This is a genomic window from Ruminiclostridium cellobioparum DSM 1351 = ATCC 15832, assembly GCF_000621505.1.
In the GTDB taxonomy this organism is placed as follows: domain Bacteria; phylum Bacillota; class Clostridia; order Acetivibrionales; family DSM-1351; genus Ruminiclostridium; species Ruminiclostridium cellobioparum.
Map to the genome: position 1 here is coordinate 31,925 of NZ_JHYD01000002.1, position 25,536 is coordinate 57,460.

The following is a 25,536-nucleotide window of genomic DNA, read 5'->3' on the forward strand; positions in this document are numbered from 1 at the left end:
AGTGAGAAGAAATGGCAGTAAAAAAGTATAGTCCTATTACCCCGGCTAGAAGGTTTATGACGTCACAGGACTTTTCCGAATTATCAAAAGTAGAACCTGAAAAGTCATTACTACAGCCTAACAGCAAAAACGGGGGAAGAAACTCATATGGTAGAATTACTGTTCGTCACCAGGGCGGCGGTAACAGACAAAAATATAGAGTTATAGATTTCAAAAGAGATAAAGACGGAATAAAAGCAAAAGTTGCTACGATCGAATACGATCCAAACAGGACTGCAAATATTGCACTTCTTAACTATGTAGATGGTGAAAAGAGATACATTCTTGCACCGGTAGGTTTAAAAGTCGGTGATATCGTAGAATCAGGTGAGTCAGCGGATATCAGATCAGGAAATGCACTTCCGCTTGCAAATATTCCTGTAGGTTCAATGATTCATAATATCGAACTCAAACCCGGCAAGGGTGGTCAGATGGTAAGAGCTGCCGGAAATGCCGCTCAGCTGATGGCTAAAGAAGGCGAATATGCGCAGGTAAGATTGCCTTCCGGTGAAGTTCGTATGGTCAGAATCAACTGTAAAGCTACTCTCGGACAGATCGGCAATATTGAACACGAAAACGTTAAGATAGGTAAAGCCGGCAGAAAGAGATGGATGGGTGTCAGACCTACAGTACGCGGTGTTGTTATGAACCCTGTTGACCATCCGCACGGTGGTGGTGAAGGTAAATCACCTATCGGCAGACCAAGCCCGGTTACTCCTTGGGGTAAACCAACTCTTGGCTATAAGACAAGAAAGAAGAAAAATAAATCAGACCAGTTTATTGTTAAGAGAAGAAATCAAAAGTAATAAAAAGGACCGGGTCTTTAAAAAAGACATGGAAGTGAGAGCGGGATAACCGCTCCGCCAAATCCTTTGATATGGCGGCGAAGGGAGGATTTAAGAATAATGAGTAGATCAGTAAAAAAAGGGCCTTACGTGCTTGATTCATTGCTCAAGAAGATTGAAGAAATGAATAAGGTCAATGACAAAAAGGTTATCAAAACTTGGTCAAGAGCTTCAACCATATTCCCTCAGATGGTCGGACATACAATTGCTGTTCATGACGGAAAGAAGCATGTTCCGGTTTATATAACAGAAGAAATGGTTGGCCACAAGCTTGGTGAATTCGCACCAACAAGAACATATAAGGGACACAGTGGAAATGAGAAGTCAACTTCTTTAAGATAAAAAATGCAATTTAAAAGCAGAATTGCACGCAAGTTGCTTATAACTTACGAAGAATTTCTTCGAAATTCCTCATGACTGAAGGTTAAGTTTAGAATTAAAAACTGAAAGGAGGCTATTCAGTTGGAGAAAAAGGTATTGTCCAAAGAGGAGCTATTAAAAAATAAAGATCAGATTTTAGCTGAACAAAATGCAAAGCATAGAAAGTCAAATAAGCCTGCACTTCTTACCAAGAAGGAAAGAAAAGTTCTCGGAGTTGGTAAGGACGAAGGTAGAGCGGTATTAAAATATGCACGTATTTCCTCAAGAAAAGTTAAAATAGTGCTGGATTTAATTAAGAACAAAGGTATCGATGAGGCTTATGGTGTTCTCAAGTTCACTCCTAAGGCTGCATCAGAAGTTTTGTACAAGCTTCTTAAATCAGCAGAAGCAAACGCTGTAAACAATAACGGTTTGAATCATGATGAACTGTTTGTTGCAGAAGCATTTGCAACCCAGGGACCTACATTGAAGAGAATAATGCCACGTGCACAGGGTAGAGCATTCAAAATTCAAAAAAGAACCAGTCATATAACATTGGTTGTTAAGGAAAGACAATAAGCGAGAAGGAGGTTGGATGATGGGCCAGAAAGTTAATCCACATGGATTGAGAATTGGAATAATAAAAGATTGGGATACAAAGTGGTACGCTAATGACAAGACTTTCAGCAGTTATCTTGTTGAAGATGTCCAGATAAGAAAGTTTATCAAAAAGAAACTCTATATCTCCGGCATATCAAGAATTGAAATAGACCGTGCGGCAAACAAGGTTAAAATCAATGTAAATACTGCCAAGCCAGGTCTTGTTATCGGCAAGGGCGGCCAGGGTATTGAAGAGCTTAGAAAAGAAGTTGAAAAAATGACAGGTAAAAGTGTTCTGATCAACATTACTGAGATCAAAACTCCTGAAATGGATGCTCAGCTTGTTGCAGAAAACATAGCTTCCCAGCTTGAAAAGCGTATTTCGTTCAGAAGAGCTATGAAGCAGGCAATGTCAAGAACCATGAAGCTTGGAGCAAAGGGTATAAAGACTTCATGCGCAGGCAGACTTGGCGGTGCTGAAATCGCAAGAACAGAGCACTATCATGAAGGAACTATTCCACTTCAGACACTTCGTGCTGACATAGATTATGGATTTGCTGAAGCAGATACAACCTATGGCAAGATCGGTGTAAAGGTATGGATATATAAAGGAGAAGTTCTTCCAGCTGTTAAAAGAGAAAAAAAAGCGGAAGGAGGAGTTAAGTAATGTTAATGCCCAAAAGAGTAAAACGTAGAAGGGTTCACAGAGGCAGAATGACCGGTAAGGCTACAAGAGGTAACGTAGTCAGCAACGGTGAATTCGGTATTCAAGCCACCGAGCCCGCTTGGATCACAAGCAACCAGATTGAAGCTGCCAGAATAGCGATGACTCGTTTTATCAAGCGTGGCGGTAAAGTTTGGATAAAGATATTCCCAGATAAGCCGGTAACAAAGAAGCCTGCTGAAACTCGTATGGGTAGCGGTAAAGGTTCACCTGAGTACTGGGTAGCTGTAGTTAAGCCGGGAAGAGTATTATTTGAAATTGCGGGAGTACCGGAGGAGACTGCTAGAGAGGCATTAAGACTCGCTATGCACAAGCTTCCTGTAAAATGTAAATTCGTAACCCGCGAGACAGAAATGGGTGGTGAAGCAAATGAAAGCTAGTGAAATCAGAGAAAAGGATATAGTTGAGTTAAACAAGGAATTGGGCGATTTAAAGTCTGAACTCTTTAAGCTTAGATTTCAGCTTGCTACAAATCAGCTTGAAAACCCAATGAAGCTGAAGGATGTTAAAAAATCCATAGCTAAGGTAAAGACCGTAATAAGGGAAAAAGAGCTTAGCGGAGCTGAAAAGTGATAGCATTTACTCTAAGCTATGAAAGACCTTAACCATAAAAATGTGAAGAAACACCAGTGAGTACATCAATAACTTAACATGTGAAAAGCCATTAAAGTGCTTTTTAAAGAGTGAGTTGAAAGTGCTGGCACTGAGGGCTTCACACAGTGAAAAGTCACTGACGTGCCTTTTCAAGAGTTAATCACAAGTGTAAACATTGTGGACTTCATAGTAGTCACACCGTACAAGTATGTGATGAAGGTTGGTGTAGAGTATTCGAAAAGGAGGTAATTCCACTTGGTTGAAAGAGCGTTAAGAAAGACTAGAGTTGGCAAGGTTGTCAGCAATAAGATGGACAAAACTATTGTTGTTGCTATAGAAACTAGTGTAAAGCATCCGTTATACGGAAAAATAGTAAAGAGAACTTACAAGCTTAAGGCACATGATGAAGAAAATGTGTGTCAGATAGGCGACAAAGTAAAGGTTATGGAAACAAGACCATTGAGCAAAGAAAAGAGATGGAGACTTGTTGAAATCGTTGAAAAGGCACAATAATTTGGCTGCCGTATCAAAGAAAAATTCAATTGGCGGGCATAGACCTGTGCAGAATTATTGGAAGGAGGTACCAGTATGATTCAAGTCCAGTCTAGAATGAAAGTAGCTGATAACACTGGAGCTAAAGAACTTATGTGTATAAAGGTTCTTGGCGGTTCTTGGAGAAAGTATGCTAATATTGGAGATATAGTAGTAGCTTCTGTTAAAAATGCAACACCCGGCGGTGTTGTAAAGAAAGGTGACGTAGTAAAGTGCGTTATCGTACGCTCCAGGAAAGGCGTAAGAAGACCAGACGGTTCTTACATCAAATTCGATGAAAACGCTGCAGTAATTATAAAAGAAGATAAGAACCCAAGAGGTACTCGTATATTTGGACCTGTTGCGAGAGAATTGAGAGATAAAGATTTCATGAAGATTCTTTCTCTTGCACCAGAAGTATTGTAAGGAAGGAGGCGGCTTAATTTGGCAAACAAAGTTCATGTAAAAAAGGAAGATACGGTTCTTGTGCTTTCAGGTAAAGATAAAGGCAAGAAGGGCAAGGTATTAAGCGTAAATCCTTCTACTAATCAAGTACTTGTTGAAGGCGTAAATATGTCAACAAAGCACAAAAAACCAAGAGGCAGATATCAGCAGGGTGGAATCATACATCAGGAATCACCTGTTAACGGTTCAAACGTTATGCTGGTTTGTGACAAATGTGGCAAGCCTACAAAGGTGGCCAGGAAGATTCTTGATAATGGACAGAAGGCTAGAACTTGCAAAAAGTGTGACGAAATAATTGATGTTATCCTAGAAAAGAAAGAAGTATAAAAGCTTGACTGAAAGGAGGTATTGTGGATGGCAAGGTTGAAAGAAAAATATTTAAAAGAAGCAGCTCCTGCTTTGCATGCAAAGTTTAAATATAGCAGCAACATGCAGATTCCTAAGATTGAAAAAGTCGTTCTTAACATGGGAGTTGGAGAAGTCAAAGACAATCCAAAAGCTATGGATTCTGCAGTTAGCGATATGACGCTGATTACTGGACAAAGGCCTATTGTTACAAAAGCTAAGAAATCAGTAGCGGCATTTAAATTGAGACAGGGAATGAATATCGGTTGTAAGGTAACATTAAGAGGCGAAAGAATGTATGAATTCGTTGATAAACTCTTTAATGTAGCCCTTCCAAGAGTAAGAGACTTCAGAGGCGTATCCAACAACTCATTTGACGGCAGAGGAAACTACTCCCTGGGTGTCAAGGATCAGTTGATATTCCCTGAAATCGAATATGACAAGATTGACAAGCTGAGAGGTATGGATATAGTTTTTGTAACTACGGCTAAAAGTGATGAAGAGGCTAAAGAGCTCCTGAAATTACTTGGTATGCCATTCAGCCAGAACTAAGGAGGGATTGAAGGCATGGCAAAGAAAGCTATGATAATAAAGCAGCAGCGTACTCCTAAGTTTAGTACTAGGGGCTACAACAGATGTAAAATATGTGGAAGACCACATGCATACATTAGAAAATTCGGAATTTGCCGTTTGTGCTTTAGACAGTTAGCGTACAAGGGACAAATACCTGGCGTTAAGAAAGCAAGCTGGTAATAGACTTTGGAAGGAGGTTAAACATATGCAAATCACTGATGCAATCGCTGATATGTTAACCAGAATTAGAAATGCAGGTTCTGCTAAACATGAATCAGTTGATATACCCGCTTCCAACCTTAAGAGGTCCATAGCAACTATATTGCTGGAAGAAGGTTATATTAAGAGTTTTGAAGAAATAAACGATGGTAAGCAAGGTGTTATAAGAGTCAGCTTGAAGTACACTGGAAACAAGCAGAACGTTATAACCGGAATCAAGAGAATAAGCAAGCCCGGTTTGAGAGTATATGCCGGTAAGGAAGAGCTTCCTAAGGTATTGGGCGGTCTCGGGGTAGCTATAATCTCAACATCAAAGGGAATCATGACTGATAAGAAAGCTAGAACTGAAGGCGTAGGCGGAGAAGTACTGGCATTCGTTTGGTAAAAAAGTGTTTTATCTTCGATAAAACACTTGGAAAAAACCTATCGGTTTTTTCGCTAAGGCTGACAGGTTTTTTCAAAGTGCCACCTTTAGGTGGCGGTAAAAGGTCTGAAAAGGGCGCTTGGTTCGCTCATAATTTTAAGAACTGGAGGTTACGACATGTCAAGAATAGGTAAGTTGCCGATAGCTGTTCCCAAGGGAGTAGATGTCAAGCTGGGCGGCGACAATGTGTTGACAGTAAAAGGATCAAAAGGAACTTTAACAAAACAGTTCCACAAAGATATGATCATCAAAGTGGAAGGTGAACAAATAACAGTTGAAAGACCTTCTGATTTAAAAATGCACAAGTCACTTCATGGTTTAACCAGAACACTTGTAAACAATATGGTTGAAGGTGTAACAAACGGATACCAGAAGGCTCTCGATATCAACGGTGTTGGATACAGAGCACAGAAGCAGGGTAAGAAGTTGGTATTGACATTGGGATATTCACATCCTGTTGAAATGGATGATCCCGAAGGAATAACTACTGAAGTACCTGCACCTAACAAGATCATTGTTAAGGGAATAGACAAGCAGGTTGTCGGAGAGGTTGCTGCAAAGATTCGTGAAAAGAGACCACCTGAGCCTTATAAGGGTAAAGGTATCAAATACGAAAATGAAGTAATCAGACGTAAAGAAGGTAAGACCGGTGGCAAGGGTAAAAAGTAGAAAGGAGATGAGAGTAAATGATTAAGAAACCAAATAGGAACGATATAAGACTTAGAAAGCACGTAAGAGTACGTAAAAAAGTCGCTGGAACTCAAGAACGTCCCAGACTGAACGTTTTTAGAAGTTTAAAAAACATTTATGTTCAGATTATTGATGATTCAACCGGCAATACTCTTGTATCCGCTTCAACCCTTGATGCTGCATTAAAAGGTAAGGTTGCTAACAGTGGAAACAAGGAAGCAGCTAAAGAAGTTGGAAAATTAATAGCTGCAAAGGCTATTGAAAAGGGTATAAAGCAGGTTGTATTTGATAGAGGCGGTTATATCTATCACGGTAGAGTTAAAGAGCTTGCAGATGCTGCTAGAGAAGCAGGCTTGGATTTCTAAGAGAAGGAGGGGAATACATTGCAACGAATTGATGCCAACACTTTGGGAGAACTAAAAGAGAAAGTCGTTAATATAGGTCGTGTTACAAAGGTTGTTAAAGGTGGTAGAAACTTTCGTTTCAGCGCTTTGGTAGTAGTTGGGGACGAAAACGGTTATGTTGGAAGCGGAATGGGAAAAGCTGCTGAAATACCTGAAGCTATCCGCAAAGGTATTGAAGATGCCAAGAAAAACCTGATAAAGGTTCCATTGGTGGAAACAACAATACCACACGAGGCAACAGGAGTATTCGGAGCAGGTAAAGTATTGCTCAAACCGGCAGGACAAGGTACTGGTGTTATCGCCGGCGGTCCTGTTAGAGCCGTGCTGGAGCTGGCAGGAATACGTGATATCAGAACGAAGTCATTGGGTTCAAACAACCCTATCAACATGGTTAATGCAACTATAGAGGGTCTTGCTCAGTTAAAGACCGCTGAAGAGGTTGCTAGACTTCGCGGAAAAACTGCAGAAGAGATTCTGGGTTAGGGGGGACATTAATGGCTAAGTTAAAAATAACTCTGAAGAAGAGCATAAATAAGGCCGTTGAAAGCCAGGCAGCTACAGTTAAAGCTCTTGGCCTGGGCAAAATCGGTACTTCAGTTGAGCACAATGATAACCCACAAATCAGAGGTATGATCAGAAAAGTTTCACATCTTGTTTGTGTAGAAGAAATATAAGGGAGGTGTAGTCAATGAAATTATTTGAATTACAGCCTGCTCCTGGATCAAAGAAACTGCCTAACAGAAAAGGTAGAGGTATAGGTACTGGTAACGGTAAAACTGCCGGCAAAGGTCACAAAGGCCAAAATGCCCGTGCAGGTGGTGGTGTTAGACCTGGTTTCGAAGGTGGTCAGATGCCATTATATATGAGATTACCTAAAAGAGGATTTAACAACTATGAGTTTGCTGACAAGTACACAGAAGTTAATGTATCTGCATTGAACATTTTCGAAGATGGTACTGTTGTAACCCAGGAGTTGCTTAAATCATCCGGCCTTGCCAAAAAGATTATTGATGGAGTAGCTATTTTAGGTAATGGTGAGTTAACTAAAAAGTTAACAGTTCAGGCGGCTAAATTTACGAAGACAGCTACTGCTAAGATAGAAGCTGCGGGAGGAAAGGTCGAGGTGGTATAACGTGAGTGGTATGTTGGATACACTTAAGAATTCCTGGAAAATTCCTGATTTAAAAAGAAAACTCTTGATAACAATAGGTCTGCTCCTGATATTTAGATTAGGATCCAGAATTCCGGTTCCCGGACTTGATCCTACTTACTTTGCCAGCCTTATAGAAAAAGGCGGACAGCTGTTTAATTTCCTGGATGTGGTTGGCGGAGGCTCATTCAAATCTGCGACAATATTTGCTATGAGTATTACACCGTACATCAATGCATCCATCATAATGCAGCTTTTGACCATAGCCATTCCGAAGCTGGAACAGCTCTCAAAAGAGGGTGAGGAAGGCAGAAAGAAAATCGGCCAATGGATCAGATATGCTACGGTTATACTGGCGTTTGTACAGGCGACAGCAATAGCTGTTAGTTTAAGAGGCGCAATTATTTCGGGACTTAACGTTATGACCTTCATCACAGTTACATTCACACTTACTGCCGGAACTGCATTTTTGATGTGGCTTGGTGAACAGATCACCGAGTATGGTATTGGTAATGGTATTTCAATGCTGATTTTTGCAGGTATCGTATCTGCCGGTCCAAAAGGCTTGAATTACCTTATCATGAACTATCAGGCTGGAAAGCTTGGAAATGACTTTGTTGGAATACTTAGTATAATTGGAATTTTACTTGTGTTTGTTGCAATAATAGCATGTGTTGTTTTTGTTAATCAGGCAGAGCGCAGAATTCCGGTACAGTATGCTAAAAGGGTTGTTGGCAGAAAGGTTTATGGAGGACAGAGCACTCACTTGCCGATCAAGGTAAACTGGGCAGGTGTTATTCCTATAATCTTTGCAATGTCAATAATGTCACTTCCATCAACTTTATTTGCATTTGCAGCTCCAAGTACTAATACAGGTTTTATCGGATTCATGAAGAACTGGCAGTCACATTGGACTTATTCCATACTTTATGCTTTACTGATTATCGGATTTACCTTCTTCTACACTTATGTACAGTTCAATCCTATTGAACTTGCCAACAACATGAAGAAGAACGGTGGATTTATACCTGGTATCAGACCTGGTAAGCCCACATCGGATTACATCCAAAAGGTATTAAACAGAATTACATGGTTTGGTGCATTATTCCTTGCCCTTATCTCCATATTCCCATATGTAATCGTATGGATCACCGGAGTACAGGGGGTATGGTTTGCAGGAACAAGCGTTTTGATCCTTGTAGGTGTTGCACTTGATACTGTAAGACAGATTGAGTCACAGATGCTTATGAGACATTACAAGGGCTTTCTTGAATAAGCATCATTCATATAAGCTTAAATAGATAATATAAAAAGTTTGGGGTTTATGATACGTCATAAACCCTTACTTTAAATTCATATGATTTTATTAAAGGGTATGCTTAAGGCGCGTCCTATAAGCAGGTAGAATGGAAGAGAGCCATGTAGAAGAATGGCTTGGGAGGTAGATAATATGAAAATCGTACTATTAGGAGCTCCTGGTGCAGGTAAGGGAACTCAAGCTAAAACAATATCTGAAAAATTATCCATACCACATATATCGACCGGAGATATTTTCAGAGCGAATATCAAGGGAAATACACCTCTTGGAATCAAGGCAAAGGAATATATGGATAAAGGGCAGCTTGTTCCCGATGAACTCACTGTAGAAATAGTTAAAGACAGGCTTGCCAGTCCCGACTGTGAAAAAGGATTCATTCTTGATGGTTTCCCCAGGACGATTCCACAGGCAGAGTATCTTGACAAAGTTCTTGATTCTATGAACATTGAACTTGATGCTACATTATTAATCAATGTAAAGGATGCGGATATTATAGAAAGAATGTCCGGAAGACGTACCTGTCCAAACTGCGGTGCATCCTATCATGTTATTTTTAATCCTACAAAGGTTGAAGGGATTTGTGACGTATGCAGCACACCTGTTATTCAAAGGGCTGATGATGCTGCAGAAACAGTGCTGAGCAGGCTTGAGACCTATCACAAGCAGACCCAGCCGCTTATAAGCTACTATGAAAAGGCCGGAAAGCTCAAGGTTGCCGACGGTGCCGATGAGGTAGAACAGACAACTGCAAGAGTATTCAGGGCTTTAGGAATTTAAAATTATGTTTACAATAAAATCGCAGGCAGAAATAGATAAGATGAGAAAAGCTGGAGAGGTTCTTTATGAGACCCTTCAGCTGCTAAAAAAGAATATTGCTCCCGGTGTCACAACAAAGGAACTGGACAGGATAGCATATGAAAATATCAGGAAGTACAATGCAATTCCGTCCTTTAAGGGATACGAGCCGGGCATACCCGGTGTAGTGCCGTTTCCGGCCAGTATTTGCACTTCTGTCAATGAGGAAGTTGTTCACGGAATCCCAAGCAGTTTAAATCGTTTAAAAGATGGCGATATTATTAGCATAGATGTTGGTGTTTACCTGAACGGCTATCATGCCGATGCCGCCAGAACCTACGGGGTGGGAAAAATATCCGGTGAAGCGCAGCGGCTGATAACCGAAACGAGACAGAGCTTCTTTGAAGGTCTGAAGCAAATGGAAGTGGGCAAACACATCCGGGATATTTCCGAAGCAATACAGAGTCATGCCGAGAGTAAAGGTTTTTCTGTTGTAAGAGATTTTGTGGGGCACGGTATTGGAAGAGAGCTGCATGAGTTGCCCGAAATTCCAAACTACGTTACAAAACGCAGAGGAGCAAAGCTGGAAAGCGGAATGACCATTGCCGTAGAGCCTATGATAAATGAAGGCACCTACAGTGTCAGAGTTTTGGATAACAGCTGGACGGTGGTGACCTCCGACGGGTCACTTTCAGCTCATTATGAAAATACGGTAGCAATTACAGAAAATGGACCACTAATTTTAACAAAGTTTTAAAAAGTTTTTTAAATAAATGTATTGTTATTATTATAGTTTTCCTGTATAATTTATATTTGGTTTCACCAATGTCAAATGCATGTTGAAGTTTTGCTTTGATCAGTGCAGTTGATAGTGTAAATTTTATGCGTAGAGGTGACAGGGCTTGTATAACGCGAGTAAGACGTTTTGGGAGCGACATGTTTGCCCCTCGCGTGGCAAAAGGCCGCCGGCAGCTTTTTGGCGGTTTTACGAACATGTAAGTGATTTTTATGATTTTAATTTCATTTTGTGTCGCCGGTTCCTTTTTATGACATGGAGGTTAGCATGAATATAATACTGGGACAGGTTGTTTATTCAAAAGCAGGGCGGGACGAAGGCAGGATTTTTATTGTGAGCGGGATTATTGATGACAAATATGTATTTGTCAGTGATGGTGATCTCAGACGGTATGAAAATCCGAAAAAAAAGAAGATTAAACATCTAAATATTACTGCAGCAATTATTGAGTCAATATCACAAAAGCTCAATTCGGGCATAAAAATTACAAATGCTGAGATCAGAAAGGCGCTTGCCGAGACAAAAGCAGCCGAGGCGGTCAAAGAATGATTATCAGTTGAAAAGCAGCTAATTAATATATAAATCCAATTGATTGAATATCAAGTGATATTTGATTGAAAAGCTCTGGAGGAGGTGCTAGTTTGGCAAAAGACGACGTTATTGAAGTGGAAGGAACAGTTGTTGAAGCATTACCAAATGCTATGTTCCAGGTAGAACTTGAAAATGGACATAAGGTTTTGGCTCATATTTCAGGAAAACTTAGGATGAACTTTATCAGGATACTTCCCGGTGATAAGGTGACAATTGAATTATCCCCATACGACCTTACCAGAGGAAGGATTACTTGGAGAGCAAAATAATACATACCTCTGCCGGCTTGCTGTATGGGAGTGGTATTATTAAATATAAATCAATTAAAATAATTAAGCTAATTTGTTTGTTACTATAAGGAGGCTATAGCAATGAAAGTTAAACCATCAGTTAAGACTATATGTGAAAAATGCAAGATCATTAGAAGAAAAGGCAGAGTTATGATCATCTGCGAAAATCCAAAGCACAAACAGAAACAGGGTTAATAATTAATAACCCAAAATTATTATTACTTTCGTAAAATCTCAACAAGAAGCGGCTGAACATAGAATTTTTCAAATTCATTTGAATCATCCCAATTCTTTGTTATTCTTGATGATATTTTAAATATTTGACGATATCGCGTGGATTAAGATGCCTAGGGGAATGGCAATATTTATTACATCTGCATCCTGCGGTGGAGAATTAGCACGAGTTGCGCGAGACTGCGTTCAATGTGTTATTGACGTAAGTTGCGCCAAAAAGGTCTGATGGCCTTTTACAAGAATAAGTTTATGAGAAATTATTTGGAGGTGTAGGAAAAGTATGGCACGTATTGCCGGAGTAGATTTGCCCAGAGAAAAAAGGGTAGAAATTGGTCTCACTTACATTTTTGGAATCGGAAGATCCAAGTCAAACGAAATTCTCGTTAAGACTGGCATCAACCCCGACACAAGAGTAAGAGATCTTACTGACGACGAAATCAGCAAACTCAGAGAAACCATTGACAGAGAATATAAGGTTGAAGGTGATCTTAGAAGAGAAGTAGCGTTGAACATCAAGCGTCTTATTGAAATCGGATGCTACAGAGGAAGAAGACACAGAATGGGTCTTCCGGTTAGAGGTCAACGTACAAAGACTAACGCAAGGACTAGAAAAGGCCCTTCAAAGACCGTTAGCGGTAAAAAGAAATAGTTAAAGGAGGTTTGCGAACACATGGCAACAAAGACTGCTGGTGCTAAAAGGACTACCAGAAAAAGAAGAGAACGTAAAAATATTGAACGTGGAGCTGCTCATATCCGTTCATCTTTTAATAATACAATTGTTACCTTGACAGATACTGCCGGTAATGCGCTTTCATGGGCAAGTGCAGGCGGGTTGGGTTTCAGAGGCTCAAGAAAGAGCACTCCATTTGCTGCTCAGATGGCGGCCGAAACAGCTGCTAAAGCTGCAATGGAACATGGACTGAAGACTGTTGAAGTATACGTAAAGGGACCTGGAGCAGGTAGAGAAGCAGCAATCAGAGCATTGCAGGCTGCTGGTTTGGAAGTGAGCCTTATAAAGGATGTTACACCAATTCCTCATAATGGCTGCAGACCGCCTAAGCGTAGAAGAGTATAATTGATTATTATGGAGGTGTAAATTTAGATGGCAAGATATACTGAAGCAGTTTGCAGACTTTGCCGCAGAGAGGGCGAAAAGCTCTTTTTGAAGGGTGAGAGATGCTATACTGATAAATGTTCCATAGCAAGAAGGGCATATGCTCCCGGACAACATGGACAGGCAAAGAAAAAAATGTCTGAATATGGTATACAGCTTCGTGAGAAGCAAAAGGTTAGAAGATTTTATGGCGTATTGGAAGGCCAGTTCAGTGAATACTTTGAAATGGCTGCCAGACGTAAAGGAATTACAGGTGAAAACTTGTTGCAAATACTTGAAACAAGACTTGACAATGTAGTTTACAGACTGGGTCTCGGTACTTCAAGACCAGAATCAAGACAGTTGGTAACTCATGGTCACTTTACAGTAAACGGCAAGCGTGTAAACATTCCTTCCTACCTCTTGAAGGTTGGAGATGTTATAGCACTTGCTCCGAAGAGCAGAAGTTCAGAAAAAGTCAAAGCTATCGGTGATATCACAGGTGGCAAGGTAGTTCCAAAGTGGCTTGAATATGATGCTGAAAACTTTACAGGAAAAGTTGCCGCTCTTCCTGCCAGAGAAGATATAGATTTACCAATCAAGGAACACTTGATCGTAGAGTTGTACTCCAAGTAATAATAAGTAAAATAAAATTCACTTGGAAGCAACTGAAAGGATTATTTAATATAATAATCTCTATGATAATGTATGTTAGAATCAGTTGCCCTCAAAAAATAAAAAGTTGTTAAGGGAGGGTTTTTGGTGATAGAAATAGAAAAGCCTAGAATTGAATGTGTAGCTAATAGCGATGACAACACGTACGGCAAGTTTATAATTGAGCCTTTGGAAAGAGGCTATGGTATTACACTCGGTAATTCATTGAGAAGAATATTGCTTTCATCTTTACCGGGTGCGGCTGTTAATTCAATCAAGATAGATGGAGTATTGCATGAATTCTCCACTGTTCCTGGTGTAGTAGAGGATGTAACAGAGATAATACTTAATATCAAGTCTCTTTCTTTAAAGATGCACGGTGAAGGATCAAAAGTTATTTATATTGATGCAAATGGTGAAGGACCTATCACCGCTGGTGATATCATAACCGATCAGGATGTTGAGATATTAAATCCCGAGCTCCATATTGCAACATTAAACGGTGACCACAGATTCTATATGGAACTTGTAATCAGCAAGGGCAGAGGATACGTATCGGCTGAAAAGAATAAGCAGCCGGGACAGCCCATAGGTGTGGTGCCTGTTGACTCGATTTATACTCCTGTCAAAAAGGTAAACTACACTGTTGAAAACACCCGTGTTGGTCAAATAACAGACTATGACAAGCTTACTCTGGAAGTGTGGACTGATGGCAGCATCAATCCCGACGAGGCAATAAGCCTTGGCGCAAAGATATTAAGCGAGCATTTGAATCTGTTTGTTGATCTGTCAGATCAGGCTAAGCACACTGAAATAATGGTAGAAAAAGAAGAAACCAAAAAGGAAAAGGTTCTTGAAATGACAATTGAAGAACTGGATCTCTCAGTCAGATCCTACAATTGTTTAAAGAGAGCCGGTATCAATACTGTTGAAGATCTTACCAACAAAACCGAAGAGGATATGATGAAGGTAAGAAATCTCGGTAGAAAATCTCTTGAGGAAGTTCTTCAGAAACTGCAGGCACTTGGGCTGGTATTGGCTCCAAGTGAAGAATAAACGGATATATCAGTATTTACTATACATGAGTTATTAAGTAAAACATCGGGTAAGGAGGGATAGGTAATGCCAGGTCAAAGAAAGTTAGGGCGTGCGACTGACCAGAGAAAGGCAATTTTAAGAAATCTTACAACAGCTTTATTTGTAAGCGGAAGAATTGAAACTACTGAAGCGAGAGCTAAAGAAGTTAAAAATATTGCAGAAAAACTTATCACTATAGCGATCAAGGAAGCAGACAACTTTACTTCAAAGCAGGTAAAGATCAGTTCGGCCAAGGTTGATGCCAAGGGTAAGAAGCTCACTGATTCCAAGACTTCCAAGAATGGTAACAAGTATTTGGTTATCGACAGGGAAGAGAAGACCGACATGGTTTCTGTGGACAGTCCATCAAGACTTCATGCAAGAAGACTTATAATGAATTGGGTTTACAGACCGTCAACTGCTGACGGAGAGAACGTAAATGTCACAGATAAGCTTTTTGATGAGATTGCTCCGAAGTACAAGGGCAAGAACGGTGGTTATACAAGAATATACAAGCTTGGACCAAGAAGAGGCGATGCCGCTGAAATGGTTATCCTTGAGTTAGTATAATTCCGGTATAAATAATTAAACCAAAATATTATGATATTGGGGATTGGACACGCTGGCAGCAAATGGTGCCGGCATGTTTGATCCCTATATTTGTATAAGGTTTTGTGTATGAACTCTCTCGCCATGAAATTGCTAGGTGAGGTTTTGCATCAGATACGAATTTTACGCGTATTAATCATTTGGAATATTGCAGTTTGAGCGACGGTAAAACCTCTTTAAGTGAGGCGATACAATTTGTGTAATTGTTTTGGGTGCATTCTTATTTTATGAAGTTAGTACGGAAGTTACCAGTTGATATAAAAATTACACAGGTAAAGCAAAAATTAAATCAATTGGCACAACGAGTTTATGTTAAGCAATTAATTGTAATATGCATAAGAATAATGGAGGGTTGCATGAGTATATTTTTTGATGTTCAGGAAGTGAGTTTTGCATATAGTTCTTACGGCGAAGTGCCTGTAGAGGTCCCAGCGCTGGAAAATGTTTCAGCAAAAATAGATAAAGGGGATTTTGTTGTCATTCTGGGTAGGAACGGTTCAGGCAAATCTACATTTTCCAGACTTCTGAATGCTCTTTTAGTCCCCAAAAAAGGAATTGTACTCGTAGCGGGTAAAGATACCTCCAATGAAGATAACGTCTGGGATATCAGGAGTACGGCAGGTATGGTATTTCAAAACCCGGACAACCAGATAATTGCAACAACGGTGGAGGAAGATGTAGCTTTCGGTCCTGAAAATCTGGGTGTTGAGCCCTCTGAGATAAGAAAAAGGGTTGATGAAGCACTGGAGACAGTGGGAATCAGTCAATTCAAGCGGAATGCTCCTCACCTGCTGTCGGGAGGACAGAAACAGAGGGTGGCTATTGCAGGTATTCTGGCTATGAAGCCTGAGTGCATTATACTGGATGAAGCTACTTCAATGCTTGATCCTGTGGGTCGCAGAGAAGTAATCAAGGTCCTCAGGAAGCTGAACAGGGAAGAGAATATAACGATTATTCATATAACACACCATATGGACGAAGCTGCAATGGCAGACAGACTGATTGTCATCGATCATGGTGAAATTGTTCTGGACGGTACCCCCCAGGAGGTTTTCAGCAATGTGGATAAAGTCAAAAGCCTTGGACTGGACGTGCCCCAGGTTACAGAGCTGATGTATGACCTGAAGAAGCAGGGTGTTAGTATTGATAGACTCCCATTGACAGTGGACGAAGCATTCGAAATAGTAAAGGCTTTGGTAAGGTAAGAAGCAATCCATTCAGGCAAGTTTGTACGGAAGTACTATACGGCTATAACCTGAAAAATTATTATAAAAATGTCCTATTTTTTTATGGCTTTATATACCCTGATGCCACCGCTTTTATCAACATCATCAACATTCCCGAAAACGTTTTTCATTATATCCTTCAGTGTTGAACCGCCCTTATTATGAAAGGCAACCAGCCACAAGGAGCCATTTGCCGTTAAATGCCCATAGGCTTCATTTATCAGCCTGGTATTCAACTCCTTTCCTGCTGCAAAGGGAGGATTTGAAACTATGTCATCAAAATACCTGTCTTGCAGGGCTTCATAAAGGTTGCTGTGCAGAACTTCAACCTCCAGCTTGTTGGCCGAGGCATTTTTTCTTGTATAATCCAGGGCTCTGTTATTGATATCAATCATTGTAACTGTCTGGGAGGCAAAAAGAGCCTTCAGAAACAAACCGATAGCTCCGTAACCGCAGCCCACATCAAGTATTGAGGAACCGCCGGGAATGAAGTTCTTTATAAGGTTTTGAGATACCTTGTCAATCCTGTTTTCAAAGGAAAAGACACCGCTTACCGATGTAAAGCTCAATTCCTTTCCGTTTATATTTTCAATAAAGCTTTTCTCTTTAATTTCAGAATCGGGATTTTCAGTAAAGTAATGCTGGCTCATGGGTATTGTACCTCCGGGAACAAATTAATCCGGCTTTATTTCATATGTTAAAGTATTTAATAACCGGCATTTTTTATATTTTTTATTATATATAAGATTTTTATAATAACTATTATTATAATATATATTTGGAAATAATCCTATAATTATGCTGTTATGGCGGACAGTGCTTCACAGGCAGCAAATAACGGCTATATTTGAGGACTTGCATATACTTTTTCTATTCACTATTTATGTATAGTTGTGGTAATATTAATTGATGTACAATTATTTGATTGAATTTATAACCGGGAGTAAACTATGCCTATTAATATAGAAGGTCTGAAATTTACTTATTCAAATGGAGGACCCTTTGAAAAAAATGCACTGCATGATATTAATATTGATATACAGGATGGAGAGTTTATTGGGATCATCGGACATACCGGCTCGGGCAAATCTACGCTCATACAGCATTTAAACGGGATACTGAAGCCAACGGCCGGAAGGGTAATAATAAACGGTATCGATACCAAGCAAAAAGATTTAAAGGAATTAAGACGACAGGTGGGAATAGTGTTCCAATATCCCGAGCACCAATTGTTCGAGGATACGGTGAAAAAGGATATCTCCTTCGGACTGCTGAAGCAGGGGCTTTCGGATGAGGAAATACAGCAAAGAGTTATTTCTGCGCTTCATTCAGTAGGCCTTGATGAGTCGATCCTTGAAAAGTCACCTTTTGAGCTCTCAGGAGGTCAGAAGCGCAGAGTCGCAATAGCAGGTGTTGTTGCTATGATGCCCAAAATCCTGGTTCTGGATGAACCGACGGCAGGCCTGGACCCCAGCGGACGTGACGAAATATTCGGCTACATTAAAGAGCTCCACAGGGATTTTAATATGACTGTAATACTGGTGTCCCACAGTATGGAGGACATAGCAAAGCTGGCAGATAGAGTTATAGTGATGAATGAGGGTACGGTTTATATGGATAAGCCTTCGGGAGAGGTATATACACAACCTGACCAGCTGGAGAAAATAGGCCTTTCGGCACCGCAGATCACATATCTGATGAAGAGGCTGAAAACCATATTGCCCGATATTGATGAAAACATATTCACCGTTGAAGCGGCGGTCAAAGAGCTGCAAAAGCATTTGAAACAATAATGGAGGTTTAAATGATAAGAGATATAACAATAGGTCAGTATGTACCGGGCGATTCGCTGCTTCATAAATCGGACCCGAGGACAAAGATCATACTGACATTTGTAATGATGATATTCATATTTTTAATAAATACCTATTGGGGTTATCTGCTGCTCACACTTTTTACGGCATTGATGATTGTGACGTCAAATGTTCCCGTCAAATTTATATTAAAGGGTTTGAAGCCTGTAATATTTATAGTTGTTTTTGCCGGTGTGATAAACATGTTTACCATCGGAGGGAGAATAATTTTTGAATTTGGTTTTATAAAGATGACCTATGAAGGCGTGGATATGGCCGTAAAAATGGCTATAAGGCTTTTCCTGCTGATTATAACAGCCAGTATGTTGACATACACCACAACGCCCATTGCATTGACAGACGGGATTGAAAAGCTCCTGGGACCCTTAAAGAGAATCAGGGTACCTGTACATGAAATAGCCATGATGATGACCATAGCTCTGAGATTTATACCCACGCTTCTTGAAGAAACGGATAAGATTATCAAGGCACAATCCTCCAGAGGCGCTGATTTTGACAGCGGGAACATGGTAGAACGCGCAAAAAGCTTCATTCCGGTACTCATACCTTTGTTTATCAGCGCATTCCGCAGGGCCGATGAGCTTGCCACCGCAATGGAGGCAAGGTGCTACAGAGGCAGTGAAGGCAGGACGAGAATGAAGCAGCTGAGACTTACCAGGTATGATTTTATTACGTCGGCCATAACTGCTGTCTTTATGGCCTGGGTGCTGGCAATGCAGTATATGGTGTTCTAGTACAATTTTCAAACTAAATATTTAATTTTGAAAATTGACTATTATAATCAAATAGAAAGCCTTTTAATCATTACTATTTACCCTCTATTGACAATGTACAATACGTTTTTGAGTGGTTAATTTACACTAATTGCACATAACTAATTTGCACATATAAATAGAGCAGCCTTCCTAAATGTTGGTTGCTTTTATTATTTTACATAATTTCCATAAAAAGGAAAAGAAAAGTGGAACAATCCTGTTATGAGTGACTCACTGAAGAGATTTCAGGAACTCTACAAGAAAACCGTAAGCGCAAAATATAAGGGCGTTCCCATGGGTTTTCCATATCAGCAGGGTTTGTTTGCAGTCTTTGTTAAATTTGATTTGACAAACATCCAACAGAGCGGTATTTTATTTCGTAGTTGGATATTTGATCAGGTAAAAGGATAAAGATATGAGGAATATTAAATTAACCATAGAATACGACGGAACCAATTATCACGGCTGGCAGATCCAGAAAAATGCCGTTACAATTCAGGAACATGTTGAAAAAGCCCTATGCAGGCTCCTGGGAGTGCAAACCGGGGTTACCGGCTGCAGCAGGACCGATGTGGGGGTTCATGCCTATGGACAGGTTGCGCATTTTTTTACAGACTCAACCATCCCCGGTGAAAAGTTCTCCTATGCATTAAACAATCTGTTGCCTGAGGACATAGTTATTCAAAAATCAGAGGAGGTTCCTGAGGACTTTCATTCCAGATATTCCTCAAAGGGCAAAAAGTACAGATACCTCATCTGCAATTCGGCGCACCAGTCGGCCCTGATGCGCAACAGAGCATGCCATGTGAGGCCGGAGCTGGATTTTGAACAAATGAGAAAAGCTGCGGCACATTTTGTGGGAGAGCATGATTTTGCAGCTTTTCAGGCCACAGGCGGGCAAGTCCGCAGCACTGTCCGTGAAATCTACAGTATGAACGTCAGCAGGAAAGAAAATAAACTGATTGAGCTTGAGGTGAGCGGAAACGGTTTTTTATACAATATGATCAGGATAATTGCAGGTACATTGATATATGTAGGAATGGGAAAGCTAAGGGAAAGTGATATTCCAGGAATCATTGGCGGGCTCGACCGGACGAAGGCCGGGAAAACAGCTCCGGCGCGGGGGTTGTACCTGATGGAGATATACTATTAATTTAACCTGTTGTGCTAATTGAAATTTTGTATTGCTTTACAGATAACTCTATTTGGAATCAACTGGTACGTGAGGACAACTTCATAAAATAAGATGCACGGTTAAAAAGATTGTATAGTGTAGGAGAATTATGTACATCAAATATGAATGGCAAAAAAAGTATAACTCAAAGTCTACTGATTTTTTGGAAATGTCATTGGAGAGGATTTTATACTATGAGTTGGAAGCAAGGTTTACAATAGAAAGTGATGATAACCAGAAGTTTTCAGAGGATTCGGTTCCCATATATTCAATTGTAAAAGCGTTTAAAGATGATAAATTGGGAGATTTAGAAATAAATTTGGACGGATGGGGCTGTAATCCCTTTCTTGTCATTAAACAACATGGTTCAAAAATCAGGGTAAAGAATAGTTTTATAGATTTTGAATGTGAGAAAGATGACTATGTATTGGAACTTGAAAAATTTATAAGCTGTGTTGAAAAAGATATTAACAAAATGGGTTTTATGCCGGAATGGCCGTAAATATGACGAAGAACACCTGTGATATCAATTGAACTGGCTTATGCTTAATAAAGGTCCATTTTTCCATTGATTTATACTAATAACAAAAAAGTGAAATCAAAAACGATTATATACGAGTGATCGAGATATATCGAGAAAGAACGAGAGATAATGAGAGGTAAATTAAATTTTCGGTAATTTATACTTGACATAGTTAAATGTGTATATTAAAATGTTCTAGTGTCCAAGGCACATATACGGTAAACACTGTTTGACATAGACAGTATAGATTTTTAAGGAGGTAGTGTTAAGAAATGAAAACTTTCATGGCAAAAGCGGAACAGATTGAAAGAAAATGGTACATTATTGATGCTGAAGGCAAGCCGCTTGGAAGATTGGCAAGTGAAGTTGCTGCTATTCTGAGAGGAAAGAATAAGCCGATATTTACACCACATGTTGATACCGGTGATCATGTAATAGTACTGAATGCGGAAAAAGTAGTTTTGACAGGTAAGAAACTTGATCAGAAGCTTTACAGAACTCACTCTCTTCATCCAGGCGGATTGAAGGAAGTCAAGTACAAGCACTTGATGGAAAAACACCCTGAAAGAGCTATTGAGATAGCTGTAAAGGGAATGCTTCCAAAGAACAGTCTTGGAAGACAAATGTTCAGAAAGCTCAAAGTTTATGCTGGAACTGAACATAACCATCAGGCACAAAAACCAGAAGTACTTGATTTGAACATTTAATGGAGGGAGGACAAAATAATGGCTAAGGTATACTACTATGGTACAGGACGTAGAAAAAAATCAATAGCAAGGGTAAGGCTTGTTCCTGGAGAAGGTAAAATTCTTATTAATGATAGAACATTGGATGACTACTTTGGATTGGATACTTTGAAGGTTATAGTTAAGCAACCATTAACCCTCACTGATACATTGGCAAAGTTTGACGTTATATGCAAGGTTATCGGCGGAGGTTTCACCGGCCAGGCTGGTGCAATCAGACACGGTATTTCAAGAGCTCTCTTAAAGGCTGATGAAGAACTCAGACCTGCACTTAAGAAAGCCGGTTTCCTGACCAGAGACCCAAGAATGAAGGAAAGAAAGAAATACGGTCTCAAGAAAGCAAGAAGAGCGCCTCAATTTTCAAAGAGATAATAGTGTCTTTCTGCGAAAGTCACTTCAAAAACCCATGGAACATTTGTTCCATGGGTTTTTTGCAATGCTGCAACCCTCAAATAGTAATGTTTTGGGGTTTTTGTGCGACAGGCAGTCGCATAGGGGAAGTCGTAGGCTTCCCCATTCCATGTGTTAAAGACACCGAGAACGATGTCGAGACAAGAACGACTCCAGAGTCTGGAAGCATGGAAATTCTCGAAGATGAAAGTCCTTCCCCCGATAGTGCTGGTACAAACCGGGAAGTTTAATCCAGGGCAGTATCGAGAGGTACTGTCTGAAGGGGATGTGGAGGCCGAAAGGCCCATAGTACGGCGGTTGATATTCCTCTGGTCCAGAGTGTAGAACCTATGCTCTCAGCATTCCGGCTGCAATATTTACAGCTTCCGGTGAAGACCGCAAAATAGAGGTCAAAACGGAATTCGGAACAGTCTCACTGCCGTCCAACATGCTGCAGACCGATTATAAAGCAGCAAAGACGGTTGAATTGGTGATAGAAAATGTTGATAAGTCACAGCTGAGCAAAGAGAACAGAAACATGATCGGGGATAAGCCGGTAGTGGATATAAGCCTTAGAGTTGACGGAAATATAATCAAGTGGAGTAATTCCCGACAAACCGGTAACTGTAAGTATCCCTTATACGGCTACGGCTTTTGAGGCTAAAAATCCTCAGTTTATTATTGCCTGGTATATAGATGATAACGGAAACAGGATAGTTGTTCCAGATTCCAGATATTCAGCTGATAAGAAGGTTGTATCTTTACCGTCACTCATTTCAGCAAATATGCCGTAGCATTTATTATGAAGAGCTTTGAGGATGTAAAGAGTGAAAAATGGTACGCTCCTGCGGTTGTAACCGTGGCCTCATACGGCTTTGCCCAGGGAACTTCGGATACTGTTTTCAGTCCGGACAAGGCTGTAACCAGAGGTGAATATTTAGGCTGGCTCATAAGAACTCTGGGTCTTACCTCTGAGGCTAAAGTCCAACTTCAGCGATGTGCCTGAAGCGGCACAGATACTCTATAAGCGCTTTTGGTTTATTATTTCGTTATACTTGGTTATGGCGGCATTCAGCATTTGGCTGGCTGAGATTATTTCCGGATCAGTCAGATTGATGCCTTTTTTACTTATAACCGCATGTAAATTTTCACGCAATTTATCTATATCATCCAGGAGTCTTTGAAGTTCGCTCATATTTATTTCCTCCTCCAAAGACAGTATTTGCAAGCCGGCAATTAATATTCACATTATGATGAATATTACTGAGTATGCCGGTGTACTCAAGGGTTTTGTGAAAAAGTCTCATAAATATGCCAGAAAGCTTCTATTTCAGGCATTATTAATTTGTTTTTATGGATAATAATCTGTGACATAATGGGAAATTGCATACCACCCCATTTAAGTTTTACAAGACTATGATCCGCCAATTCATTTTGTGCTGTGATGGAAGGGATGAAAGCAATACCATGACCATTAGCGGCAAATTGCTTAAGAATCTCTTTACTTGATGTCTCAAGAGCTATTTTGCAGGTGAGTCCTTTTCTTGCCAGGTCGGATAAAAGCATAATACGAAAATTGCAATTTGCATCGGTAAGCAGTAAAGGATACTTTGCAATATCTTCTTCGACGACCATTTTACATTGGGTCAGCGGGTGTTTGGGAGAAACCAGAAAGTCAAGGGATTCCGGCTGACTATATGGAATCAGGAAATTATCGTCTTTATATGCTGTATTTATTGTATAAACAAAATCCAGCAGTCCCTGCTGCAGAAGTTGGGGAAATGTAGTGTGATTTATAAATTTAAGCTGAATATCAACATTTGGATACAGACTTTTGTAATCCTGCAGGAGTTTTGGAAATTTTGTATAGCATAGAGATTCTGCAACTCCGATTTTCAATGTACCGGAGGGCGATTCTGATTCCGGAACGTGGGATATAATTTTATGCTCTAATTGAACCATATCTTTTGCATAGGGAAGTAATCTCTGACCGGCGGCAGTCAGGACAATGGTTTTGCCAAGGCGTTCAAAGAGAGGGGTGCCCAGCTCCTCCTCAAGTAATTTAATCTGAGTGGTTATAGTGGATTGTGCGTAACCGATCTGTAAAGCTGTTTCTGTAAAATTCATTTTTTCTGTAAGAACAAGAACAGTTTGCAGTTGTTTAATGTTCATTGGGTACCTGTCTCCGGTGTATCAATAAAATCGATAGTTACAATTTATTAATTCAATTTTACTAATAGTATTTACAATGCCATTATAATGTAAAAGCGGAAGGGGATTAATACAGTATGGGAATTAATGTGGAGCATATTTCAAAAAGTTATCATGTTGTGAGAGAGAAAAGGGACTGCTTTGTTCGGTAAAGCAATTTTTCCAACCGCACTATACAATAATCAATGCGGTAAAAGATATTTCCTTCAACATTGAAACCGGTAAGATTGTTGGGTTTATTGGTGAAAATGGGGCAGGCAAGTCAACAACAATTAAGATGATGGTTGGAATCCTAATATGAATTCTTGTTTCTATTCACCACCAACTGGCTTACGTACTCAATAAGCAGCTTCCTGTTATGGCAGCCAATGAAGGATATGGGGGAGCTGGTGAGGAGCGGGGGAATGGATTCGTATCTGATTCGTCCACTCAATCCGCTGGTTTATCTGGTAGTACGGCAGTTTCAATATACCTTTTGCCAGTGGTACATAGGAAAATTTAAAGAAATATACATAGTATGCAGATACACCATGGAAATTAATGAGAATCTGTTATATAATGGGGAGGTAAAATGTCCAGTAGGAAACCGTGAAAAAGCAGCTGTAGGACAGTTTTGTTTTATACATACAATATATATTTAAATTACAGATATCAAAGGGACTTTTAAACAGTCTCTTTTTTTGTAACTTGGTAACAGAAATCCGCAACTTAGGTTGTGCAGACTTGAAATAAAGAAATACCGGAGATATTATAAAAGCGATATGGAGGTCAGTAAATGAAGATTAACATTCAGACTTTCAGCGATGTACAGGAGACCGAGATAAATATTATCTGCAATCAGCTGACACCGGAAATTGAAAGGCTTGTCTCGCTTATCCGCATTATGGATATGAAGTTTACCGGAGAGAAAAACGGGCAGATACATATATTGGATATCAGCAAGATTCTATATATAGATACGGTGGATAAGAAAACTTTCTTTTACACCAAAACTGACGTTTATGAAACTCCGTTGCGGCTTTATGAGCTGGAGGAACAGCTTGGAGGAACAGAATTTTTCAGGGCGAACAAATCCTGCATTGTCAATTTTGAGCAGATCCAATCCCTAAAATCAGATCTGGACGGGAGGATTCTGCTTACTATGAGCAATAATGAGAAACTGTATGTTTCAAGGCAGTATTCACCTTTTGTAAAAAAGAAACTGGGGGTGAAGTAAT

Annotated in this window: 44 protein-coding genes; 41 read left to right on the plus strand and 3 right to left on the minus strand. The window is 40.0% G+C overall.

The genetic code is table 11. The features are described 5' to 3' along the window. The first annotated feature begins 11 nt into the window (after positions 1 to 11). From rplB to T344_RS0102285, 29 genes are all read left to right on the plus strand, one after another. Positions 12 to 845 carry a 50S ribosomal protein L2 gene (rplB, locus tag T344_RS0102145; protein WP_027627349.1) on the plus strand — a complete coding sequence of 278 codons (834 nt, stop codon included), beginning with the start codon at positions 12 to 14 and terminating at the stop codon, positions 843 to 845. 99 nt (positions 846 to 944) lie between these two features. Next, a complete protein-coding gene (gene rpsS / locus T344_RS0102150) occupies positions 945 to 1,226 on the plus strand; it encodes a 30S ribosomal protein S19 (RefSeq protein WP_004626594.1) in 282 nt (93 codons plus the stop codon). A gap of 120 nt (positions 1,227 to 1,346) precedes the next feature. Further along, positions 1,347 to 1,823, plus strand: a complete 477-nt coding sequence (gene rplV / locus T344_RS27400) for a 50S ribosomal protein L22 (protein ID WP_034860543.1) — start codon at positions 1,347 to 1,349, stop codon at positions 1,821 to 1,823. A 19-nt stretch (positions 1,824 to 1,842) separates the two neighbouring features. Then, the gene (gene rpsC / locus T344_RS0102160) at positions 1,843 to 2,511 is read left to right on the plus strand and encodes a 30S ribosomal protein S3 (RefSeq protein WP_004626694.1); all 669 of its coding nucleotides are present in this window, start codon (positions 1,843 to 1,845) and stop codon (positions 2,509 to 2,511) included. Beyond that, a complete protein-coding gene (rplP, locus tag T344_RS0102165; RefSeq protein WP_004626642.1) occupies positions 2,511 to 2,948 on the plus strand; it encodes a 50S ribosomal protein L16 in 438 nt (145 codons plus the stop codon). The genes rpsC and rplP overlap by 1 nt, the downstream gene beginning before the upstream one ends. Next, positions 2,938 to 3,141: a 50S ribosomal protein L29 gene (gene rpmC / locus T344_RS0102170; protein WP_004626693.1), complete on the plus strand. Its 204-nt coding sequence runs from the start codon at positions 2,938 to 2,940 to the stop codon at positions 3,139 to 3,141. Before rplP ends, rpmC begins: the two co-directional genes overlap by 11 nt. A 276-nt stretch (positions 3,142 to 3,417) precedes the next feature. Next, on the plus strand, positions 3,418 to 3,675 hold the full coding sequence (gene rpsQ / locus T344_RS0102175) for a 30S ribosomal protein S17 (RefSeq protein ID WP_004626638.1): 258 nt from the start codon (positions 3,418 to 3,420) through the stop codon (positions 3,673 to 3,675). Positions 3,676 to 3,750: 75 nt separating this feature from the next. Next, positions 3,751 to 4,119: a 50S ribosomal protein L14 gene (rplN, locus tag T344_RS0102180; protein WP_027627351.1), complete on the plus strand. Its 369-nt coding sequence runs from the start codon at positions 3,751 to 3,753 to the stop codon at positions 4,117 to 4,119. An 18-nt stretch (positions 4,120 to 4,137) separates the two neighbouring features. Beyond that, positions 4,138 to 4,485 carry a 50S ribosomal protein L24 gene (rplX, locus tag T344_RS0102185; protein WP_004626679.1) on the plus strand — a complete coding sequence of 116 codons (348 nt, stop codon included), beginning with the start codon at positions 4,138 to 4,140 and terminating at the stop codon, positions 4,483 to 4,485. A 27-nt stretch (positions 4,486 to 4,512) separates the two neighbouring features. Next, complete coding sequence (gene rplE, locus T344_RS0102190) at positions 4,513 to 5,055, plus strand: 50S ribosomal protein L5 (RefSeq protein WP_027627352.1); 543 nt, start codon at positions 4,513 to 4,515, stop codon at positions 5,053 to 5,055. Between the two features lie 15 nt (positions 5,056 to 5,070). Then, a complete protein-coding gene (locus T344_RS0102195) occupies positions 5,071 to 5,256 on the plus strand; it encodes a type Z 30S ribosomal protein S14 (protein WP_004626589.1) in 186 nt (61 codons plus the stop codon). Between the two features lie 25 nt (positions 5,257 to 5,281). Next, complete coding sequence (rpsH, locus tag T344_RS0102200) at positions 5,282 to 5,680, plus strand: 30S ribosomal protein S8 (protein ID WP_004626640.1); 399 nt, start codon at positions 5,282 to 5,284, stop codon at positions 5,678 to 5,680. A gap of 156 nt (positions 5,681 to 5,836) precedes the next feature. After that, entirely contained in the window at positions 5,837 to 6,388 is a 552-nt protein-coding gene (gene rplF / locus T344_RS0102205) for a 50S ribosomal protein L6 (protein ID WP_004626662.1), read from the plus strand. Between the two features lie 17 nt (positions 6,389 to 6,405). After that, a complete protein-coding gene (gene rplR, locus T344_RS0102210; protein ID WP_027627353.1) occupies positions 6,406 to 6,774 on the plus strand; it encodes a 50S ribosomal protein L18 in 369 nt (122 codons plus the stop codon). An 18-nt stretch (positions 6,775 to 6,792) separates the two neighbouring features. Further along, positions 6,793 to 7,296, plus strand: a complete 504-nt coding sequence (gene rpsE, locus T344_RS0102215; protein ID WP_027627354.1) for a 30S ribosomal protein S5 — start codon at positions 6,793 to 6,795, stop codon at positions 7,294 to 7,296. A gap of 11 nt (positions 7,297 to 7,307) precedes the next feature. Further along, a complete protein-coding gene (gene rpmD / locus T344_RS0102220; protein ID WP_004626575.1) occupies positions 7,308 to 7,487 on the plus strand; it encodes a 50S ribosomal protein L30 in 180 nt (59 codons plus the stop codon). A gap of 14 nt (positions 7,488 to 7,501) precedes the next feature. Next, on the plus strand, positions 7,502 to 7,945 hold the full coding sequence (rplO, locus tag T344_RS0102225; protein ID WP_027627355.1) for a 50S ribosomal protein L15: 444 nt from the start codon (positions 7,502 to 7,504) through the stop codon (positions 7,943 to 7,945). A gap of 1 nt (position 7,946) precedes the next feature. Continuing rightward, positions 7,947 to 9,239 carry a preprotein translocase subunit SecY gene (secY, locus tag T344_RS0102230; protein WP_034860545.1) on the plus strand — a complete coding sequence of 431 codons (1,293 nt, stop codon included), beginning with the start codon at positions 7,947 to 7,949 and terminating at the stop codon, positions 9,237 to 9,239. A gap of 174 nt (positions 9,240 to 9,413) precedes the next feature. After that, positions 9,414 to 10,058, plus strand: coding sequence for an adenylate kinase (locus tag T344_RS0102235; protein WP_027627357.1), 645 nt, complete (start codon positions 9,414 to 9,416; stop codon positions 10,056 to 10,058). 4 nt (positions 10,059 to 10,062) lie between these two features. After that, positions 10,063 to 10,833: a type I methionyl aminopeptidase gene (gene map / locus T344_RS0102240; RefSeq protein ID WP_027627358.1), complete on the plus strand. Its 771-nt coding sequence runs from the start codon at positions 10,063 to 10,065 to the stop codon at positions 10,831 to 10,833. A 306-nt stretch (positions 10,834 to 11,139) separates the two neighbouring features. Continuing rightward, positions 11,140 to 11,421, plus strand: coding sequence for a KOW domain-containing RNA-binding protein (locus tag T344_RS0102245; protein ID WP_027627359.1), 282 nt, complete (start codon positions 11,140 to 11,142; stop codon positions 11,419 to 11,421). A gap of 92 nt (positions 11,422 to 11,513) precedes the next feature. After that, complete coding sequence (gene infA, locus T344_RS0102250; protein WP_004626670.1) at positions 11,514 to 11,732, plus strand: translation initiation factor IF-1; 219 nt, start codon at positions 11,514 to 11,516, stop codon at positions 11,730 to 11,732. A 102-nt stretch (positions 11,733 to 11,834) separates the two neighbouring features. Then, entirely contained in the window at positions 11,835 to 11,948 is a 114-nt protein-coding gene (gene rpmJ / locus T344_RS0102255; protein WP_004626648.1) for a 50S ribosomal protein L36, read from the plus strand. A gap of 319 nt (positions 11,949 to 12,267) precedes the next feature. Beyond that, positions 12,268 to 12,636, plus strand: coding sequence for a 30S ribosomal protein S13 (gene rpsM, locus T344_RS0102260; RefSeq protein ID WP_004626636.1), 369 nt, complete (start codon positions 12,268 to 12,270; stop codon positions 12,634 to 12,636). A gap of 21 nt (positions 12,637 to 12,657) precedes the next feature. Continuing rightward, a complete protein-coding gene (gene rpsK / locus T344_RS0102265; protein ID WP_004620814.1) occupies positions 12,658 to 13,062 on the plus strand; it encodes a 30S ribosomal protein S11 in 405 nt (134 codons plus the stop codon). 27 nt (positions 13,063 to 13,089) lie between these two features. Further along, complete coding sequence (gene rpsD / locus T344_RS0102270; RefSeq protein ID WP_027627360.1) at positions 13,090 to 13,716, plus strand: 30S ribosomal protein S4; 627 nt, start codon at positions 13,090 to 13,092, stop codon at positions 13,714 to 13,716. A 126-nt stretch (positions 13,717 to 13,842) separates the two neighbouring features. Continuing rightward, on the plus strand, positions 13,843 to 14,790 hold the full coding sequence (locus T344_RS0102275; RefSeq protein WP_004626654.1) for a DNA-directed RNA polymerase subunit alpha: 948 nt from the start codon (positions 13,843 to 13,845) through the stop codon (positions 14,788 to 14,790). Positions 14,791 to 14,856: 66 nt separating this feature from the next. Further along, positions 14,857 to 15,381 carry a bL17 family ribosomal protein gene (locus tag T344_RS0102280; protein ID WP_004626596.1) on the plus strand — a complete coding sequence of 175 codons (525 nt, stop codon included), beginning with the start codon at positions 14,857 to 14,859 and terminating at the stop codon, positions 15,379 to 15,381. 395 nt (positions 15,382 to 15,776) lie between these two features. Then, complete coding sequence (locus T344_RS0102285; protein ID WP_027627361.1) at positions 15,777 to 16,625, plus strand: energy-coupling factor transporter ATPase; 849 nt, start codon at positions 15,777 to 15,779, stop codon at positions 16,623 to 16,625. 74 nt (positions 16,626 to 16,699) lie between these two features. Here the strand turns inward: T344_RS0102285 and T344_RS0102290 are convergent, their stop codons facing one another. Further along, positions 16,700 to 17,296 carry a class I SAM-dependent methyltransferase gene (locus tag T344_RS0102290; RefSeq protein ID WP_027627362.1) on the minus strand — a complete coding sequence of 199 codons (597 nt, stop codon included), beginning with the start codon at positions 17,294 to 17,296 and terminating at the stop codon, positions 16,700 to 16,702. A 300-nt stretch (positions 17,297 to 17,596) separates the two neighbouring features. On the opposite strand from T344_RS0102290, the gene T344_RS0102295 reads away from it, so the two are divergent. The 9 genes from T344_RS0102295 to T344_RS0102335 all read left to right on the plus strand — a co-directional run bounded on the left by T344_RS0102295 (position 17,597) and on the right by T344_RS0102335 (position 23,114). Next, positions 17,597 to 18,439, plus strand: coding sequence for an energy-coupling factor transporter ATPase (locus T344_RS0102295; RefSeq protein WP_027627363.1), 843 nt, complete (start codon positions 17,597 to 17,599; stop codon positions 18,437 to 18,439). Positions 18,440 to 18,450: 11 nt separating this feature from the next. After that, positions 18,451 to 19,254: an energy-coupling factor transporter transmembrane component T family protein gene (locus tag T344_RS0102300; RefSeq protein WP_027627364.1), complete on the plus strand. Its 804-nt coding sequence runs from the start codon at positions 18,451 to 18,453 to the stop codon at positions 19,252 to 19,254. A gap of 243 nt (positions 19,255 to 19,497) precedes the next feature. After that, positions 19,498 to 19,686, plus strand: coding sequence for a hypothetical protein (locus tag T344_RS0102305; protein WP_027627365.1), 189 nt, complete (start codon positions 19,498 to 19,500; stop codon positions 19,684 to 19,686). A gap of 4 nt (positions 19,687 to 19,690) precedes the next feature. Continuing rightward, positions 19,691 to 20,428: a tRNA pseudouridine(38-40) synthase TruA gene (truA, locus tag T344_RS0102310; RefSeq protein WP_027627366.1), complete on the plus strand. Its 738-nt coding sequence runs from the start codon at positions 19,691 to 19,693 to the stop codon at positions 20,426 to 20,428. A gap of 130 nt (positions 20,429 to 20,558) precedes the next feature. Further along, positions 20,559 to 20,951, plus strand: a complete 393-nt coding sequence (locus T344_RS0102315) for a hypothetical protein (RefSeq protein ID WP_027627367.1) — start codon at positions 20,559 to 20,561, stop codon at positions 20,949 to 20,951. 293 nt (positions 20,952 to 21,244) lie between these two features. Further along, a complete protein-coding gene (gene rplM, locus T344_RS0102320; protein ID WP_027627368.1) occupies positions 21,245 to 21,679 on the plus strand; it encodes a 50S ribosomal protein L13 in 435 nt (144 codons plus the stop codon). Positions 21,680 to 21,697: 18 nt separating this feature from the next. After that, a complete protein-coding gene (rpsI, locus tag T344_RS0102325; RefSeq protein ID WP_004623353.1) occupies positions 21,698 to 22,090 on the plus strand; it encodes a 30S ribosomal protein S9 in 393 nt (130 codons plus the stop codon). A gap of 466 nt (positions 22,091 to 22,556) precedes the next feature. Further along, complete coding sequence (locus T344_RS0102330) at positions 22,557 to 22,766, plus strand: hypothetical protein (RefSeq protein ID WP_027627369.1); 210 nt, start codon at positions 22,557 to 22,559, stop codon at positions 22,764 to 22,766. A 144-nt stretch (positions 22,767 to 22,910) separates the two neighbouring features. Next, complete coding sequence (locus tag T344_RS0102335; RefSeq protein ID WP_027627370.1) at positions 22,911 to 23,114, plus strand: S-layer homology domain-containing protein; 204 nt, start codon at positions 22,911 to 22,913, stop codon at positions 23,112 to 23,114. A 15-nt stretch (positions 23,115 to 23,129) separates the two neighbouring features. Here T344_RS0102335 and T344_RS27405 read toward each other — a convergent pair whose 3' ends face one another. Beyond that, positions 23,130 to 23,303, minus strand: coding sequence for an aspartyl-phosphate phosphatase Spo0E family protein (locus T344_RS27405; protein ID WP_034860548.1), 174 nt, complete (start codon positions 23,301 to 23,303; stop codon positions 23,130 to 23,132). 86 nt (positions 23,304 to 23,389) lie between these two features. Continuing rightward, positions 23,390 to 24,280, minus strand: a complete 891-nt coding sequence (locus T344_RS0102345; RefSeq protein ID WP_027627371.1) for a LysR family transcriptional regulator — start codon at positions 24,278 to 24,280, stop codon at positions 23,390 to 23,392. Between the two features lie 277 nt (positions 24,281 to 24,557). Between T344_RS0102345 and T344_RS31695 the strand changes: the two genes are divergently transcribed. The 3 genes from T344_RS31695 to T344_RS0102355 all read left to right on the plus strand — a co-directional run bounded on the left by T344_RS31695 (position 24,558) and on the right by T344_RS0102355 (position 25,535). Beyond that, positions 24,558 to 24,620, plus strand: coding sequence for a hypothetical protein (locus tag T344_RS31695; RefSeq protein WP_278246138.1), 63 nt, complete (start codon positions 24,558 to 24,560; stop codon positions 24,618 to 24,620). Between the two features lie 4 nt (positions 24,621 to 24,624). Next, positions 24,625 to 24,960 carry an ABC-2 family transporter protein gene (locus tag T344_RS31875; RefSeq protein WP_084331069.1) on the plus strand — a complete coding sequence of 112 codons (336 nt, stop codon included), beginning with the start codon at positions 24,625 to 24,627 and terminating at the stop codon, positions 24,958 to 24,960. A 134-nt stretch (positions 24,961 to 25,094) separates the two neighbouring features. After that, positions 25,095 to 25,535, plus strand: coding sequence for a LytTR family DNA-binding domain-containing protein (locus T344_RS0102355; protein ID WP_027627373.1), 441 nt, complete (start codon positions 25,095 to 25,097; stop codon positions 25,533 to 25,535). The last annotated feature ends 1 nt before the right edge of the window (position 25,536 follow it).

Excerpts from the sequence above, each read along its gene's own strand:
- rplB (WP_027627349.1), top strand. The coding sequence starts at position 12 with ATGGCAGTAAAAAAGTATAGTCCTATTACCCCGGCTAGAAGGTTTATG.
- rpsS (WP_004626594.1), top strand. The coding sequence starts at position 945 with ATGAGTAGATCAGTAAAAAAAGGGCCTTACGTGCTTGATTCATTGCTC.
- rpsC (WP_004626694.1), top strand. The coding sequence starts at position 1,843 with ATGGGCCAGAAAGTTAATCCACATGGATTGAGAATTGGAATAATAAAA.
- rplP (WP_004626642.1), top strand. The coding sequence starts at position 2,511 with ATGTTAATGCCCAAAAGAGTAAAACGTAGAAGGGTTCACAGAGGCAGA.
- rpmC (WP_004626693.1), top strand. The coding sequence starts at position 2,938 with ATGAAAGCTAGTGAAATCAGAGAAAAGGATATAGTTGAGTTAAACAAG.
- rplN (WP_027627351.1), top strand. The coding sequence starts at position 3,751 with ATGATTCAAGTCCAGTCTAGAATGAAAGTAGCTGATAACACTGGAGCT.
- rplE (WP_027627352.1), top strand. The coding sequence starts at position 4,513 with ATGGCAAGGTTGAAAGAAAAATATTTAAAAGAAGCAGCTCCTGCTTTG.
- T344_RS0102195 (WP_004626589.1), top strand. The coding sequence starts at position 5,071 with ATGGCAAAGAAAGCTATGATAATAAAGCAGCAGCGTACTCCTAAGTTT.
- rpsH (WP_004626640.1), top strand. The coding sequence starts at position 5,282 with ATGCAAATCACTGATGCAATCGCTGATATGTTAACCAGAATTAGAAAT.
- rplF (WP_004626662.1), top strand. The coding sequence starts at position 5,837 with ATGTCAAGAATAGGTAAGTTGCCGATAGCTGTTCCCAAGGGAGTAGAT.
- rplR (WP_027627353.1), top strand. The coding sequence starts at position 6,406 with ATGATTAAGAAACCAAATAGGAACGATATAAGACTTAGAAAGCACGTA.
- rpmD (WP_004626575.1), top strand. The coding sequence starts at position 7,308 with ATGGCTAAGTTAAAAATAACTCTGAAGAAGAGCATAAATAAGGCCGTT.
- rplO (WP_027627355.1), top strand. The coding sequence starts at position 7,502 with ATGAAATTATTTGAATTACAGCCTGCTCCTGGATCAAAGAAACTGCCT.
- T344_RS0102235 (WP_027627357.1), top strand. The coding sequence starts at position 9,414 with ATGAAAATCGTACTATTAGGAGCTCCTGGTGCAGGTAAGGGAACTCAA.
- map (WP_027627358.1), top strand. The coding sequence starts at position 10,063 with ATGTTTACAATAAAATCGCAGGCAGAAATAGATAAGATGAGAAAAGCT.
- T344_RS0102245 (WP_027627359.1), top strand. The coding sequence starts at position 11,140 with ATGAATATAATACTGGGACAGGTTGTTTATTCAAAAGCAGGGCGGGAC.
- rpmJ (WP_004626648.1), top strand. The coding sequence starts at position 11,835 with ATGAAAGTTAAACCATCAGTTAAGACTATATGTGAAAAATGCAAGATC.
- rpsM (WP_004626636.1), top strand. The coding sequence starts at position 12,268 with ATGGCACGTATTGCCGGAGTAGATTTGCCCAGAGAAAAAAGGGTAGAA.
- rpsK (WP_004620814.1), top strand. The coding sequence starts at position 12,658 with ATGGCAACAAAGACTGCTGGTGCTAAAAGGACTACCAGAAAAAGAAGA.
- rpsD (WP_027627360.1), top strand. The coding sequence starts at position 13,090 with ATGGCAAGATATACTGAAGCAGTTTGCAGACTTTGCCGCAGAGAGGGC.
- T344_RS0102280 (WP_004626596.1), top strand. The coding sequence starts at position 14,857 with ATGCCAGGTCAAAGAAAGTTAGGGCGTGCGACTGACCAGAGAAAGGCA.
- T344_RS0102285 (WP_027627361.1), top strand. The coding sequence starts at position 15,777 with ATGAGTATATTTTTTGATGTTCAGGAAGTGAGTTTTGCATATAGTTCT.
- T344_RS0102290 (WP_027627362.1), bottom strand. The coding sequence starts at position 17,296 with ATGAGCCAGCATTACTTTACTGAAAATCCCGATTCTGAAATTAAAGAG.
- T344_RS0102295 (WP_027627363.1), top strand. The coding sequence starts at position 17,597 with ATGCCTATTAATATAGAAGGTCTGAAATTTACTTATTCAAATGGAGGA.
- T344_RS0102300 (WP_027627364.1), top strand. The coding sequence starts at position 18,451 with ATGATAAGAGATATAACAATAGGTCAGTATGTACCGGGCGATTCGCTG.
- T344_RS0102305 (WP_027627365.1), top strand. The coding sequence starts at position 19,498 with ATGAGTGACTCACTGAAGAGATTTCAGGAACTCTACAAGAAAACCGTA.
- truA (WP_027627366.1), top strand. The coding sequence starts at position 19,691 with ATGAGGAATATTAAATTAACCATAGAATACGACGGAACCAATTATCAC.
- T344_RS0102315 (WP_027627367.1), top strand. The coding sequence starts at position 20,559 with ATGTACATCAAATATGAATGGCAAAAAAAGTATAACTCAAAGTCTACT.
- rplM (WP_027627368.1), top strand. The coding sequence starts at position 21,245 with ATGAAAACTTTCATGGCAAAAGCGGAACAGATTGAAAGAAAATGGTAC.
- rpsI (WP_004623353.1), top strand. The coding sequence starts at position 21,698 with ATGGCTAAGGTATACTACTATGGTACAGGACGTAGAAAAAAATCAATA.
- T344_RS0102330 (WP_027627369.1), top strand. The coding sequence starts at position 22,557 with ATGCTGCAGACCGATTATAAAGCAGCAAAGACGGTTGAATTGGTGATA.
- T344_RS0102335 (WP_027627370.1), top strand. The coding sequence starts at position 22,911 with ATGAAGAGCTTTGAGGATGTAAAGAGTGAAAAATGGTACGCTCCTGCG.
- T344_RS27405 (WP_034860548.1), bottom strand. The coding sequence starts at position 23,303 with ATGAGCGAACTTCAAAGACTCCTGGATGATATAGATAAATTGCGTGAA.
- T344_RS0102345 (WP_027627371.1), bottom strand. The coding sequence starts at position 24,280 with ATGAACATTAAACAACTGCAAACTGTTCTTGTTCTTACAGAAAAAATG.
- T344_RS0102355 (WP_027627373.1), top strand. The coding sequence starts at position 25,095 with ATGAAGATTAACATTCAGACTTTCAGCGATGTACAGGAGACCGAGATA.